Raw genomic sequence first — 15,216 nt, forward strand, 5'->3', positions numbered from 1 at the left:
TTTAATTATGTAAACACACCATCCTTCGCTGGTTTAACTTTACTTCATAAGTTATGAGTATTGTTTACTATTTTTTCTTTATATTTTAATGATGCGTTTTGTATCTTAAATTTTAATTTATAATTGTAATATTTCATTATTAGTGTTGAACATTTTAATATAGTAATTTTAATAATCAACTGGTCGGATCATTGACATTCTTTAATAATAGATGTTGTTTGTATAGGCAAAAATGATGTTTCTCGCAATAATTTTCAACTATTGCAAATCACTCTTAATAAACGCTAAGACCAAAACGTAGTGGAAAATCAGTTTTATAATGCATAATTCTCCTTGAATTTATTTTTATAGTTATAAATTTTAATAAAATGCTTATAGGACGAATTAAAATCAAAAAATTAGTATTTTCCAGAATTTATTTTATTAATGTAAAAAAAATGAAAAAAAATTAGGCGAGTAATATAATTAATTTATGAAAATTATTAATTTTTTTGATCGATATAAAAGCTGAAAAGAACTTATAAATTTTAATGATGAAATTTCTGAATTTTTAGAATCAATAAAAATTGAAACATTAAATGAATTAACCGGCCTAGATTTAAATATGTATGTTGGGAAATTAAATGAGAAAGACTATTGTAATTTAACTAATGAAATTAAAAAAATTCGTAAAACTTTTGTAGTTAATCTAGATTTTGAAAACTTAACTTTTTTTAATCTTGATGGGATTAATTCTTCATTTTATAGCTATCCAGTTCAATATTTTGAATTTAAAAATTATAATCATTCAATTTTATTAGAAGAAACCTGTATCGATAATTTATTTGAATTAACACAATTTATTTATTTAAATTTGCAAGAAAGAAAAAAAGTGAATAAATTTATTAACGTACTAGCGGACCAATTATTTTACACTCGTTCAAATTTGATTGACATCTGCAAAATATTAAATTTTTACGAAAACTTATATAAAAATTGCAACTACACAAATCACGTTGTTAAATACAATTATGAATTAATTAATTTCTTGTTATCCAAATTAAACATAACGGAAGTTCAGATAAATTCAGAGTCCATTAATTTAAATGTTAAGGCGTTTGTTATTGAAGACTTCAATTTTAAGACTATTCTAAATGAATCTGACTATGAATACATCAATACACTGATATTAGAAGACCCAGTTAAGTCTAACGAGTTTTGCGAAAATAAGAATGAAGAACGTTCAAAAAATAATGTCACTTGTGCTTATACTGAATGAGAACAATGTCTGGACTTATCATATTTAGAAATATTTAAACCAATTTCTAATTTTATTGATTTGAATATAAGGAAACGCAAGATATTAGAGAGTTATGGATACTACAATTTGCATGATTTGATGACTAAAAAAGATGTTAAATCACTAATTGAACCAACTGAGGAATTTCCGGAGTTGTGACTAAACAAATTAAATCGTCTAAAAAAGGTTTGAATAGCAAAAGTAATTTATCCGCTTGATAACTTACGCTATTTTAAAACCAGTGATTTAGATGTACCTCAAGAGGTTCTTGACTATCCGAAAGAGTACTTTAATTTAAGTGATAATTCTGAATTATTGAGAAGCGCAGATATTATTAAAGCGAAAAGTTTAAGCGAATTATACGAATTTGTAAAACTAAATAACTTAACACCAGTTAAACAATCTCGCGCTGTAAAATTATGGAAAAACCAAAAATTTTATATTCCTGGGATTATCGAACTAAGACATAAAAAAATAAAATCATACATAAGATGATGAAATGAAATGTTGAATTACCATGTTATGTTTAATGAGTCATTAATAAAATTTATATCAAACAAAGATTCTTTTTTAAATATAAATGAAGATGAAATTTTAGATATATATTATGAGTTTGTTATTTCTTTTTTGAAAGACCAAAAACTACCAGTACATGTTCATGAAATAACTAAAATGTTATTAAAATTAAACGATATTAATACGGAAAAATTTATTAAAAAACTAAGATTAAGCAATAATCTTTCTTTTTGAGACAATTTCATATATTATGAACATATAGGAATAAACCAAATCGCTCTAGTCCAGCAAACTTTAAATGAAAATAAAATAATTTCGCATGTTACAGATACAGGAATAAATGTTTCTGAGTATATATACTCATATCTATATGAAAATTATGACATAACTTTACAAATAATTTCAAAATATTTTATTCTAAACGAATTGCAAAGTATGTTTATCCGAAATACTTCAAATAAAGGAAATGTTAAATTTGTTAAAGCATTTTATGACCCTTTGATACCCCCGAAAATAAAAGTTAAATTTTCGGAGATTCTTATAAACGAATACAAAATAACTATGATAGACAATAATTTTTTAAAAGTTGATAACTCATCATTAGTTATTTATGTACTTAAAAGCTTTGGAACCAAATTGGTAAGTAACGAAGTTTTATTTGAAAAATTAATTAAATTTATAAATGATAATAATTTCAATGATTTTATCAGTAATAGTTTAGTTGCAGATTATAGATTATTAGAAAGAATTTTGGTTGATTCCACACATGCTTTAATTTCATATGGTAAGGAATCTAGATATTATGATATTGAAAAATACTCTATAGAAGAATGAATGGATTTCATAGATGAATTAAAACTTGAAAATTATAATGATAAATTAATTTCGACAAAAATTTTATTTAAGGAAAATAAAGCTTTGATTTATAAATACGATTTAAATAATGAGTACATTTTACACTCTCTATTGCGTAAACTTAAAGAAAGATACAATTTGCTTAAAAATGTTTCAATAAAAAGAATGCCTTACATTGAAATTGGTAACGCAGATAGAAATAAACAATTGGCGGAATATTTAAAATTAGATTACCCTATTAAGATTAGTGAATTCTTCCGAAAATACTCCGAAGAATTTGGGTTTAAAGAAGCCTCAATACGAGCGAATAATTCGGAATTTATTTCAAAATACAAATATAAAAACGATTATTTATCAATTGAAAATAACTTCAATCCAACAATTGAAGAAATAAAATCGGCTAAAAAAATTATTGATAAAAATATTTATAAAGTCGAAGAATTTACTAAGTTAATCAATAATATTTTAAACACCAACATTTCTGATTTGACATTAGATATTACCGAAAAAATAAATTATACTATTGCCGGTGAATATGTGTATAAAAAAGACCTGAGTTCTTTTTATAACGCATTTTATGAAACTTATTTTAAAGATAAAAGAGTTGTTAAAGATACTGATATTAGTATAGTTAACTGCAAAAATACGAATATATTTAATTATGATAAAAACATATCGAATGCGTTATACAAATTATTGTATGAATATAAAATATTCTTTATTGATAAACATAGAAATTCATTCACAACACTAGATACATTATCTTTAAATTCAGGAATAACTGTAAATGATATTTTTGATTACATAAAAAAATGTTTATATTATTCAAATAACACATATTTCACTTTTAAGTCATTGTTAAAAAATGGCCTAAAACACAAACTAATTGAATTAGGTTTTTCTAGTTATTTTTATGAAAGTATACTGAAATATCATATTGATATATGGGCCATCCCAGTATCGCAATTAATTTTTATTAAAAAGAATAACACCAGTGCACCATCGTTTATGGATTTTATAAATTTTGTGATTGATAAACATTTTTGACAAAACGGCCATGAATATCTATACTTGAGTGATTTAATTGATGTCTTTAAGGATTTTTATTGTTACGAAATTGATTATTATAAATTGAAGAATAAAATAAAAGAGCTTAATAACTATTATTTTAACGAAATAACTGAAATTATATATAAATCGAAAGATGTGTTTTTGGAAAAATTTAAGGAGAAATAATGAATCTACTAGAAAGTAATAAAATTAAAAAAACAAACGAAAAATTAAATTTATATATTGACGGAAGATTGCAAAATCTTCAAGTATATGAAATAGAATTAGATGCTTTGTATTACAATGATAAAAATGACCGTGTTCTTACTTGATCATCAACTGCTGATTCAAACGAATTAACCGCTTTGAAAGAAAATAATATTGAAGCATACAATAACAAGTTTGAAACATGAATCAGAGAAAGTAATGTCGCTCGTCTAAATAGTACTAAAGAAAATATTAAAACTATCGGTCAAATAAAACCAGGCGTTGTATTAGCTGACGGAAGAATAATTGATGGAAATAGAAGATTCACGTGTTTAAGAATGCTTCAAAGAGAGAATGCTGCTGTACCAAACAAATATAAATTTAAGGCTGCGATTTTAGACTTGAATATAAACAGCGATAACAAACGAATTAAATTATTGGAATTGAATATTCAATTAGGTGAGGATGAGAAGGTTGGATATTCTCCAATCGAGACTATGTTAGGCGCCTATAAAGATATTGTTTTAAATGAAATAATAACTATTGATGAATATTCGACGGCAGCAAATATTTCTAGAGCCGAAATTAAGAAAAGAATTGAAAACGCCGAATTTCTATGTGAATTATTAAGTTTTATAAATGCTGATGGTCAGTACTATATCGCAAGAAACAACGCCTGACACGATCCCATTTTAGAATGTGTAAAAATATTAAAATTCGCTAAAAATAACGGTCTAAATGAAGAGGAACAAGAGTCACTTAAGAAAATATTATTTATGAACTTATTGACTAATCAATCAGGAGATAAAACCCGTTATATGCGTCAATTTTCTAATGTTGTGAAAACGCCTAACTATGCTCGCGAATTAATTGAAAATGAACACCAATATTTAGATAAAACGCTAGATATTTTAGAAAAGCATTTATCTTCAGACAAAAAATTAGAACAACCGGAAGATTTTTTCAAGGAATTAGCATTTACAAATATTGATTCTGAACTGAATTATATTGTTAAATCAATAGTTGAAAAAAGTTCATATAGCCAAGAAAAAGATAAGCCGTTATTATTGATTCAAGATTCAATCAAAAAAATAAATGAGATTGACATGGATTTTATTTATTTATGTGATAAGGAGACTAAAAAAGCATTACAAGAGTCAATTGATATATTGCTGGAAAAAACGACAGAATTAAAATTAAAATTAATTAAGAAGTAAATTAAAATATGTCTGCTTTTTTACGTAAAATTATTATAGATAACGAAGATTATTTAGAATTGTTTTTTGACGAAAATGAATTAATTTCCTTTTATTCTAGTAAAAAATACAAACTTTCTAATCTTAGTAAATATATTGATGTTTTTCAATCTAAAAAACGCTCTTCAATTTTAATTAAATCATCGTTAGCTACGCAAATTTACAAAAAAATAATAAATAATATAGAAGATATTTGTCAAAATTTAAATATTAAAATAAATTATGAAAGTAATTTAAAGAAAAATATAGAACAAAAAATATTAGAAATTGAATCACGCAAAAATATAGGTATTGACCTAAAAAATTCATCATTCAATGATAAACTAACTGAAAGTTTAAACATTTTTAGTAAAAAGATTTCTAAGTATCTTATTAGACCATTGAAAAAACAACAATTGATTAATTCATTCTTTAACTATGTTATGAATAAGTCATGTAATTTTTCAGTTCCGGGAGCCGGCAAAACATGCACAACTTTAGCCGTATTCGCAGCGCTTTATGATGCGTGTCCAAACACAAAAATTTTGGTTATATGTCCTAAAAACTCTTTCGATTCTTGAATCAATGAATGAAAGGAAACGTTTGGAAACAACATTAAGCTTGATTATCAAATTCTAAATAATAACAAAAATAATATTGCATTCTTTAGAACTAAAAATTTAATTCTAATCAATTACGAAAATGTTAATTCTTTTTCAACTATCGCTAACTATGTTTTAGATGCTAATACGTTGGTAGTTTTTGATGAAGTTCACAAAATAAAAAATCCTGATGGTATCCGCTCAACAAAATGGTTGCAAATGATTCAATCCAATAATAACGCAGGAATAATTTTAATGACGGGTACTCCCCTACCCAATAGTTATCTCGATTTATATGTATATGCAAATTTAATTTTTGGTGCTGAAATTAAAAACTTTTTTCCTTACGAACGCGAAATTTTGGACGCTGCATCTAAAAATAATGACGAATTGACTATGAAAAGTGTTAATAGAGATTTATATCCTTTCTTTATCAGAACATCAAAGAAGGATCTGAACATTAAATCACCACTGCCAGATATCATTCACACATGTGATGCTAGTTCTCATGAATTAAAAATTTTCGAGGAAATTAATGATTCGGTTATTAACCCGTTACAAAAGATTATTTTGCTTCTCGAATTAGAATCAAACCCATATTTATTATCCGAAAAGAACATTGATTATGATGTGCAAAACTTCTGGGATGAATCGGAATTGTTCAATCAAACTTTTCAGGATATAAGTTTAGACATTGGAGATTTAACAATTTCATCAAAATTTAAGAAAACAGTAGATATTATTAAAAAACTTATTTCAGAAGATAAAAAAATCATATTATGATGTATTTTTACACGAACCATACAATTATTCGAAATGTTTTTAAATAAAAATGGAATTAAAAGCATAAAAATATATGGTTCAACAAACGAACAGGAACGTTCAAAAATTATAAACGATTATAAAAATGGACATTATGATGTTCTAATAACCAATCCTCACACTTTGGGTGAATCTGTTTCATTTCATAAAATAGCTCATGATGCAATATATTATGACTTAAGTTATAATTTAGTGCATTTTTTGCAATCTAAAAATAGAATACACAGAATTGGCTTAAATGATAATGATTACACACAATATCATTTTATTACTCAATCATATCGTTTCCCATATTTTGAGTTTAATTTAATGAAAAAAATATATGAGCGACTAAGTTATAAAGAAAATATCATGAATGAAGCTATTGAAAATAAAATGCTTGAAGGACACACATTTAGTACTGATGATGATATTAAATTCATTCTAAGAGACTTAAACCAAAACCTTGTCAAAAATAATGGAAAATAGTTTTTCATTATATAAAATAATCACTAAAATATGTTTAAAACTGAATAATTTAATTAATTGTCTATAATACGCCATTTAATGTCATAATTGCAATTAAGATTATTAATTTTGTTATTAAAACAAATTTTACTGACAATAAAAATTACATCTCCTTGTACGGAGTAATTTTATATTGATTGTGGCTATTGTCAAGCAAAACCACTATTTACAAATATTTAATATGTTATAATTTAACGGTGTTTTAAGGTACGTTAAGTGGATTAAGTATTTAGGTTTTTGTTTTTATATTAAAAATAGATTATCAGCAAATAATACATAAATATTTTTAAAGGATTTGTGTTATATGAAAATGATCAAAACTAAAAAAAGCGAAATATATTTAATTGTATTTATTTCGCTATTGTCAACCGTGTTTTCGATTTATTCCATAAGTGAAAATAAGTTTATTTGAGACCGAGATATGAATTTGTATTCCAAAATTATTGGAATAGTTGTTGCTCTTTCAACAATATCTGGATTGCTTGCAACATGGTGGTTTTACACAAGATTACATTGAGCTTTTCTATTGGCTATATTGAATTCTGTTTTGTTTGCATTATATGCAATTTCAATTAATTTAATTGGCGATTTTATTATTTATATGTTTATTTACATGCCAACTTATATATTTTTTTGAATAAAAATTAAATACAAAAATAAAATTAAGAAATTTAATTTAAATAAAAACCTATGAATATTATTTGTTCTATTGTGAATATTTTGTTTTGCAACCTTATACTTTTTAATACCTTATCTTACATACTTATATGGGAAGATGATTCATCAAAATTTAAGTTTTGGCGATTACTTCAAGATATTTCATTTAGCTAAATTTTTAGCAATAAGTATTGATACCTTTTTAATTGTTTCTTTTATTATGACGATTTTAGGTTTTGAAGAATCGTGACTAATGTGACAATTTAAAAATTTATGTTCTATTATATTTTTTGCTGGGGTTGGTACCATTGATCTTAGTGTTATTGTTATGAATATTTGTTTCTCTATATTATCTTTATATATCTATGTTAAGGTTAGAAAAAACAAAAAAATTCTTATTGGGATTACAGGTCCTGGATGTGTGGGAAAAAGCGTTGTTTTAAATTCTCAAGAAGTTCAAGATTTATTGGATAAATATGAATTTAAATTAATGGATGAAAGAGAATATTTAAACGAAAATGATGAACCAAACGAAAATAACGATTATTTAAATGCATTGAAGAATAAAAATAATTTCTTTAGGTCACAAAAATTATTTTTCACTAATCAAGCTAAATTTATTGAGGAAGCTCAATTGATTGATTCTAATGTATTTTTTGATCGGTACATGAGTGACAGTTTCTTATATGGCGATGTTTTGTGCCGAGAAAATATATTTACTCAAGAAGAAAAAAATAAGTGGCATAAATTAAGAAAAAAATACCAATATTTTTTATCTGTTAAACCTAAACTTGATTTATTAATTATATTTATGGCTCCACTCGAAAGAATAAATGAATGAAGATTAAAAAAATCTGCAAAAGATATTAGAAGAAAACTTGAACAAGATAATTACGATCTATATCAAAAATATTATCAAGAATATTTAACAAATAGCGATTGAAAAAATATAGCAAAAAAATCAGCCAAAAAAATTGTTTGAATAAATAATGATTCTGATATCGATTCAGTTAAAATGAAACTAATAAATGAAATAAAATGTGTTTTGGCAGTTAAAAAATAGATTATATGCCACATTAATGTCTAAAACATACAATAACTAAGCCCTAAAATCGATTTTGTAACATATTTAAAAATGTTTAGATTAAATCTTATAATTTAAATACAAAGAGCTAAATCTTTGTCTAATATGTGTCTTATTTCAAAACACTAAAATGGCGAAGGCACAAAATGACATCTTGTTAAATGAAAGTAAGCATCTCTCTTTCTTTGTAAAGACACAATCTTTTAAACGGTTAACCATTTTAAGTTCTTGATTTCATGATATACGTTTATTCAGTGTTTCTAAACAGAGTTAGTTTTTTAAAAAAGAACGTATGTATGAACACTTATTAAACAACTTAATGAATGGCAGAGCAAATAATAATTGTTATGGATGGTGGTGGGAGATTTGTGTCTAAAAGCAACAAATAGGACTGATGAAATGGATATTGGTGGTCGCGAAATAAATAAAAACGAATTGTTAAAAATAATGAACAATCTCATTCTCAACAAAATGCATCAATATTTGGATTCAAAAATAGATAATCGAAACAAGTGAAATTTGATAAGGCTGATCAAGTTATTAACAATCATTTCAGCATTTTAAGAACAAATATTTCCAAAAATTCTACTATAATAAGTGGCGAATGATAAGTTAATAAAATAGTATTACAGAATGCTGCTGACTCATTCACTAACTAACAGGTTAATTGCTCTATTAAAGAGTATGTAAGATACGGTGGCCATTTTAAAGTATACGTCAGTGATATAAAGAAAATGTGGCATTACCTTTAAACGAGACTTAAAGAAACTTACATAAAAGTAAGCGAGAAACATTTATCTTTTTATCTTAATTAGTTTCAGTTTAGCCAAAACCACTAAGATGATGTGATATTTAAAGAAATTATCAATAGAATAGGAGAATGCAAATATGAAAAATTATGAAATAAACAAAAAAACTTTTCTTAAAAAAATGGCAGGAAATTCGCTTAAATATAAACGATATTTAGGTGCTCCTATCAAATATGCTGGTGGTAAAAGTTTGGCCGTAGGAACAATAATAGAATATCTGCCCACAAACATAAATAAAGTTATATCTCCTTTTATAGGCGGTGGTTCGGTTGAAATAGCGATAGCAACAGAAATAGGTATACCTGTAATTGGATATGATATTTTTGATATTTTGGTGAATTTCTGAAATGAATTTATTAATAATAAAGATAAATTAATATCGAACTTAAAAGACTTAACTCCTGATAAGGAATTTTATGCAAAAATAAGAGGCGAATTAAAATTAGTGTGAAAGAAGAAAAAAACATTGCCGAAGGACGAACTTGCGTGAAAATATTTCTTTAATCATAATTTATCATACGGGCCTGGTTTTTTGGGTTGAATGTCATCTAATTATTTGGATAAAAACAAATATGATAATATGATTAAAAAACTTTCTCTAAAAAAGAATCACAATATAGAAGTTTATTGCGATTCGTTTGAAAATGTTATTCCTAAACATAACCAAGACTTTATGTATTTAGACCCCCCCATATTATTTAGATGAGGGAACTTTATTTAAAGGCATTTATCCCATGAGAAATATACCTGTTCATCATAATGGTTTTAATCACAAATTATTAGCAGATTTATTGAAAAATCATAAAGGCGGATTTATTCTATCATATAATGATTGTAAGACAATAAGAGAACTCTATAAAGATTGCAAAATTGTTGAGGTTAGTTGACAATACACGATGGGTCAAGGCGAAACTAGAATTGGTAAAAATAGACAAGAAATTAACAATAGCCATATAAAACAATCGAGTGAAATTCTTATTATAAAAGAAAGGCAATAAATGAAAATAAATGAAGTAAAAACTGCTTTTAAAATAGCGGATGTAAAAATATTACGTCGAGATATTTTAGAATTTGAATATATTACTTATCCATGTTTAAAAGATGAATAGGGAAAAGTTCTAGATGAAAAATTTTTGTCCAAAAATGTTGGTAGGGTTTATATTTTTTCAGTAGACGGAATAATTAAGAAAATTGGAGGTTCTGAAAATGTAAAGGGAATGAAAGGGACCTTAGAAATTTATAAAAATGGCGGTTTAAATGGTCAGCCAAGTAGTCGTTCTATTGGTATTTGGTGACATTTATTTCATGAACTTGTAAATAATCGCAAAATAGAAGTACATATGATTTACCAAGATAATTTCCCGGGAAAAGTAAAAGGTCTTTTTGGATTATCAGAACAAAATGTATCAATATCATACAAACATATTGAAAATGCTTGTTTAGCTGATTATTATTCTGTCGAGAAAAGATACCCTGATTGAAATTATCAGGAAAACAACATACCTTGAGAGTCTGAAATCGATGCCATATTAACTATAACCAAAGAAAATAAAGGCAAAAAAGGTAAAGAAAAAAATTTGGATTTTGCAAAAACTTTAAAAGAAAAAGGTTTTGACACTAGAATAACTAGGAGTTCTGAAGATTATGATAAATCCGAAAATATTTAAATACCAAGAATCAGACCTCAAAATTCATTAACCTTTTAATAAAGTAATACATGACCTAGAAACTAAATAAAAAACAAAAGCAACCTTAACAGCTGCTTTTTTAGCTTTTGATTATTTGAGAGTTATGTTTCAAATAAATTTAGGAGATATACCAAAATTCTCTTTAAATTATAACTTCGCCTATAAATTAATTGTATATTTTGAATTGTTCGGTAAACGCGTTAATAATACGAGCTTTATGCTTAATGTAATATTAATTGACCTCCCTTTTTTATATTATAGCCCATTCAATAAAATTAATATAATTGCATTATTTGTAATTCAACCGCAAATAAAATTAATATTTCGATAATAAAAATGCTAAGAAAATTAACATTGTAAGGTGTTAATATTTTTTTACTCATCAGTAAAACTCATCATTCAAATTAGTGTTAAAAAGGAAAAGATAACCCGAAATTATAGTTATAAACTAGGTTTCTTAAATTGACTTACTTTTCTATTTTTAGCGAGCAAAAATTCTAATATCTAAAATAAAAAAAGACGGAAAAGTTATTTTTGTTTATGAATATGATTGGTGTTTTGGGATAAATAAAGGTTAATTCCAAAGAAGAAAATGAAGTATATTATTTAAATATCATCTATTCCTTATCTACTGAAAGTTTTTAATAAATAAATTTTATGGTCCCAAAAAATAATTAATAAGTCTTATTCCTAATTAGTTAAAACGATATATTTTTCAACTATTAAAAACAGAAGTATAATGACATATTTTGATAAAATTTATATACTATAAAAAATAAATTGGAAGCGTAAAATTTTAGTGTGTTAATTCAAGCGCAAGCGTCTTAAATATCTGGTTTAATTATACCTCATTTTATGATTCGTTAAATTTTTGAGCAATTTTTTTAATGAGCTCAAAATTTATCGTGGTGTCATTAATTTGAAAACAACAAAATAACCTGGTGTCAGGTTTTTGTTTTTCCTTTACGCGCGCACGCGCACCTTTTAAGGCAAGATAAGGTTGGCAACAAACTTCTAACCGAAGTGCCAATTTATCTTGCATATTACATAGTAATATGATTTTTTAAACATTTGGCACCCAACTGGCACCAGCATTTCATTTCTGGCACCGATTTGGCACCAATTAAGGTTTTTTGTTGTTTTATATAACTATGTTATATAGTTTTTAATAGACGCTGACACTGATTTGACACCACCATATAATTAGGCATAATTTTTCACCAAAAAATATTAATAAAATAATTTCATTTTTGGAATTATTTAATGTTTATGCACCAGAAAAATTTAGCCTATATCGTTAAAAATAGTCGCTATATTTCGCAATAAATTTTTATAAATAACTTTAGTTTTAATATGTTTTTTTGAAAACAATGCATTCGGTTTTTTGATATGTTTTTTGAATGAGTGATAAACAAAATGCTCGGTATAACTTTCATTCAAAACGATTTTTCCTTCGTTATTTCAAATGTTATTAATATGATTTTTAATATATTTGAATAGTAATTTTGCTTCTCTTATATATTTTTTATCAACCCTCAAATCAATTGCTTCATTTAGAAATGTTTGTTTTAAAGTTTCATAATTACGATAATTTAAAGCATATTTTTTATCAAAAATCGCCCCAAATAAATCAACTCATCGTGCTCCAAAAGTCGTGCTAAATCATGATTTATAAAGCTGTTTATTGTCCTTAGAATTGAATTTTCCAAACCCAAAAGTATCGTTTATTTTCTTTGCTAAATGAAAATAATCAAGGCTATATCTAACCTTGATTTTACTTGCAAAATCGCTCATTCAAATAGCACCATCTCCTTTTAAGACGGTTTTTTTACGACAGATATTTAATTTTTTAAACTCTTTATTAAAAAAATTTTCTAAATTTGTAAGTTCATTTTTTGATGATTTATCTTGTAAATTTTTAGTGAAAAAATAACATATTGCCGAGCTGTTTTGATAGTGTTTTTTAGCTGCATTTTTACTAAGAAAATTAGTGTGTAAAATTACCTCTCTAACCCTCATTTTAGGACGGTATTTTATACCTTGAAATCTAGTGAATAAATCATCAATTTCAACGTGAATTTTTTTCTGATTTCTAAGCTTAAATCTATTGGCATTTTCTAAATATTTTTTGTTGTTTTGAATATCGATTTGCTCGTCGATTTTGAATCGTTTTTTCATTTCATATAATAATTGTTTGGATGGCTTTAAAGGTATCAATTCAGACGGTAATGATTGATTATTTAAGTCGCTTATAATACAAAATTTAATTAAATCAAAATCATATTTAGAACGCTTTAAACGTTCTATTATTACATCATGATAATATGTTATTCGACGTTTTTTGCCCCTATTGTCTAAATATTCATACATCGTATAATTTAATTCGAAACTACCACCCATCGTAATTCATTTATGAGTTTTTTGTTTAGTTATTCTCCAGTCTGGATATTTTTCGAAACGTATTTTATTTCGAAATTCTTCTTCAGCAAAATTTAATTCTCTTGCTTTGTTAAAATAGTATTTTCTCAAATCTAGTTCATTACTAAATATATTAATTTCATAATTCATAATTCAATTATAAAAAAACATAGCCTCGCTATGTTCATATTAATATTACATCTTTAATTTCAATGTAAAAGTTTCTGCAGGAGGACTTGTTTCGGGTTTTGGATTATTCGGGAATTGAGCTTTTTTGTTGTCTTCGATATCTGGAGGTCAACTTGAACGAAATGTTTCTTTCATTGATATATCTACTCGTTCATATAAATTAGTTGTTGTATTTAGTTCAAAGTCAATATCCTTAAAATCGTTGATTTCGCCGGGAGCTAATGTTAACTTTTTGATTTCTCTAAGAGCTTCTATAGTTCTCTCAGGGTTAGATGTATTTATATCTTTGAGCTTTTGATTTGCATCAAAATAATTTTCATAATAATATCTTTGTGGAGTTGTAATATTTAGGTTATTTTTACTCAATGTTGATTCTAATTGGTTTTGAATTAAATTAGGAGTTGTGTATATTGGTAAATTTTTTCTTAAGTTTTTATCAATTTCAATAATATTTAATTCAGGTGGAATACTATTAATTCGTTTATTCAAATCATTCATAATTAAGCTCTGGTCAGAAGTGTTTAATGAATTTGTTTTTTTATACATTTTATGGTCAATATTTTTTTCTAATACATCTTTATCTATAATAAAAACATCTTTAGTCACGGCCACTTCAAGAATTTTATTTCAATAGCTTTCTGATTGATAACTAGAATTATCTATTAGTATATTTGATTTTTCCGTGGTTGGTGTTTTTGTTTGCAATCTTATACAATAATATTTATCTTTAGATTTTAATATAACAATAGGGTGAGCTTTAGGAGTTCCATTTTTCTTAAAATAATCTAAATTCAAATTAAAGATATTCTCAAGTTGAGGACTTTTAATTTTTAAAGGTGTTCATTTGTTAATTTCCATAAACAAATTATAAAACAAAAAAAGAAGCAAAAGCTTCTTTTTAAGACGAACGTCCATTCTAGTCTTTATCGTTAAGTCAGCTAGCCTTTAGTATGTAGTCCTGCTAGCCAGTTCGGTTTACTACATATTGTATCGGCCTAGAATAATGTAATTATTATAAACTACTTTTTCTTATTACCAAAGAATTTTTTTGTTTTTAGCGTTTTAATTTTCAAAGAAAAGCAAAATATTTTTTCTATTTAATTTTTTTATCAAAGTATCTCACTTTAATAAATCAGCCTAATGCTATACCAATTCCCAAAGTTATAAGGCTTAAAGGGGCTAAAATAGATATTAAAAGCTTCTTATTTTTTACTTTTTGCTTTTGGATATCATCATTATTATTTGGCAACTCAACAACAACATCATCTAAATCATCAATGACGGAGCTATTCAAGATA

General features: G+C 25.4%; 12 protein-coding genes. 8 read left to right on the forward strand and 4 right to left on the reverse strand.

Annotation, left to right across the window (positions count from 1 at the left end):
• Positions 1-5: 5 nt before the first annotated feature.
• A complete protein-coding gene (locus tag NW238_RS01115; RefSeq protein WP_258451651.1) occupies positions 6-137 on the reverse strand; it encodes a hypothetical protein in 132 nt (43 codons plus the stop codon).
• A 335-nt stretch (positions 138-472) separates the two neighbouring features.
• Here NW238_RS01115 and NW238_RS01120 point away from each other — a divergent pair, with 335 nt between their 5' ends.
• The 8 genes from NW238_RS01120 (at position 473) to NW238_RS01155 (ending at position 11,290) form a co-directional block, all read left to right on the forward strand.
• Positions 473-3,886, forward strand: a complete 3,414-nt coding sequence (locus NW238_RS01120) for a hypothetical protein (RefSeq protein ID WP_258451652.1) — start codon at positions 473-475, stop codon at positions 3,884-3,886.
• Positions 3,886-5,124, forward strand: a complete 1,239-nt coding sequence (locus NW238_RS01125; RefSeq protein WP_258451653.1) for a ParB/RepB/Spo0J family partition protein — start codon at positions 3,886-3,888, stop codon at positions 5,122-5,124. The genes NW238_RS01120 and NW238_RS01125 overlap by 1 nt, the downstream gene beginning before the upstream one ends.
• An 8-nt stretch (positions 5,125-5,132) precedes the next feature.
• Complete coding sequence (locus tag NW238_RS01130; protein ID WP_258451654.1) at positions 5,133-7,034, forward strand: DEAD/DEAH box helicase; 1,902 nt, start codon at positions 5,133-5,135, stop codon at positions 7,032-7,034.
• Between the two features lie 814 nt (positions 7,035-7,848).
• A complete protein-coding gene (locus NW238_RS01135; RefSeq protein WP_258451655.1) occupies positions 7,849-8,793 on the forward strand; it encodes a hypothetical protein in 945 nt (314 codons plus the stop codon).
• Between the two features lie 372 nt (positions 8,794-9,165).
• Complete coding sequence (locus NW238_RS01140; protein ID WP_258451656.1) at positions 9,166-9,378, forward strand: hypothetical protein; 213 nt, start codon at positions 9,166-9,168, stop codon at positions 9,376-9,378.
• A gap of 324 nt (positions 9,379-9,702) precedes the next feature.
• The gene (locus tag NW238_RS01145; RefSeq protein WP_258451657.1) at positions 9,703-10,344 is read left to right on the forward strand and encodes a DNA adenine methylase; all 642 of its coding nucleotides are present in this window, start codon (positions 9,703-9,705) and stop codon (positions 10,342-10,344) included.
• A gap of 13 nt (positions 10,345-10,357) precedes the next feature.
• Positions 10,358-10,621 (forward strand): DNA adenine methylase, encoded by a 264-nt coding sequence (locus tag NW238_RS01150; protein ID WP_258451661.1) that lies wholly within the window; start codon positions 10,358-10,360, stop codon positions 10,619-10,621.
• 135 nt (positions 10,622-10,756) lie between these two features.
• The gene (locus NW238_RS01155; RefSeq protein ID WP_258451662.1) at positions 10,757-11,290 is read left to right on the forward strand and encodes a GIY-YIG nuclease family protein; all 534 of its coding nucleotides are present in this window, start codon (positions 10,757-10,759) and stop codon (positions 11,288-11,290) included.
• Positions 11,291-12,595: 1,305 nt separating this feature from the next.
• Here the strand turns inward: NW238_RS01155 and NW238_RS01160 are convergent.
• The 3 genes from NW238_RS01160 to NW238_RS01170 all read right to left on the reverse strand — a co-directional run.
• Positions 12,596-13,879: an Mbov_0401 family ICE element transposase-like protein gene (locus tag NW238_RS01160; protein ID WP_258451663.1), complete on the reverse strand. Its 1,284-nt coding sequence runs from the start codon at positions 13,877-13,879 to the stop codon at positions 12,596-12,598.
• Between the two features lie 45 nt (positions 13,880-13,924).
• Positions 13,925-14,776 carry an Mbov_0400 family ICE element protein gene (locus NW238_RS01165; RefSeq protein WP_258451664.1) on the reverse strand — a complete coding sequence of 284 codons (852 nt, stop codon included), beginning with the start codon at positions 14,774-14,776 and terminating at the stop codon, positions 13,925-13,927.
• Positions 14,777-15,011: 235 nt separating this feature from the next.
• Positions 15,012-15,216 (reverse strand): hypothetical protein (locus NW238_RS01170; RefSeq protein ID WP_258451665.1); only part of this gene is annotated, 205 nt, incomplete at its 5' end.

Source organism: Mycoplasma zalophidermidis (genome assembly GCF_024742155.1).
Classification (GTDB): Bacteria; Bacillota_I; Bacilli_A; order Mycoplasmatales; family Metamycoplasmataceae; genus Mycoplasmopsis; species Mycoplasmopsis zalophidermidis.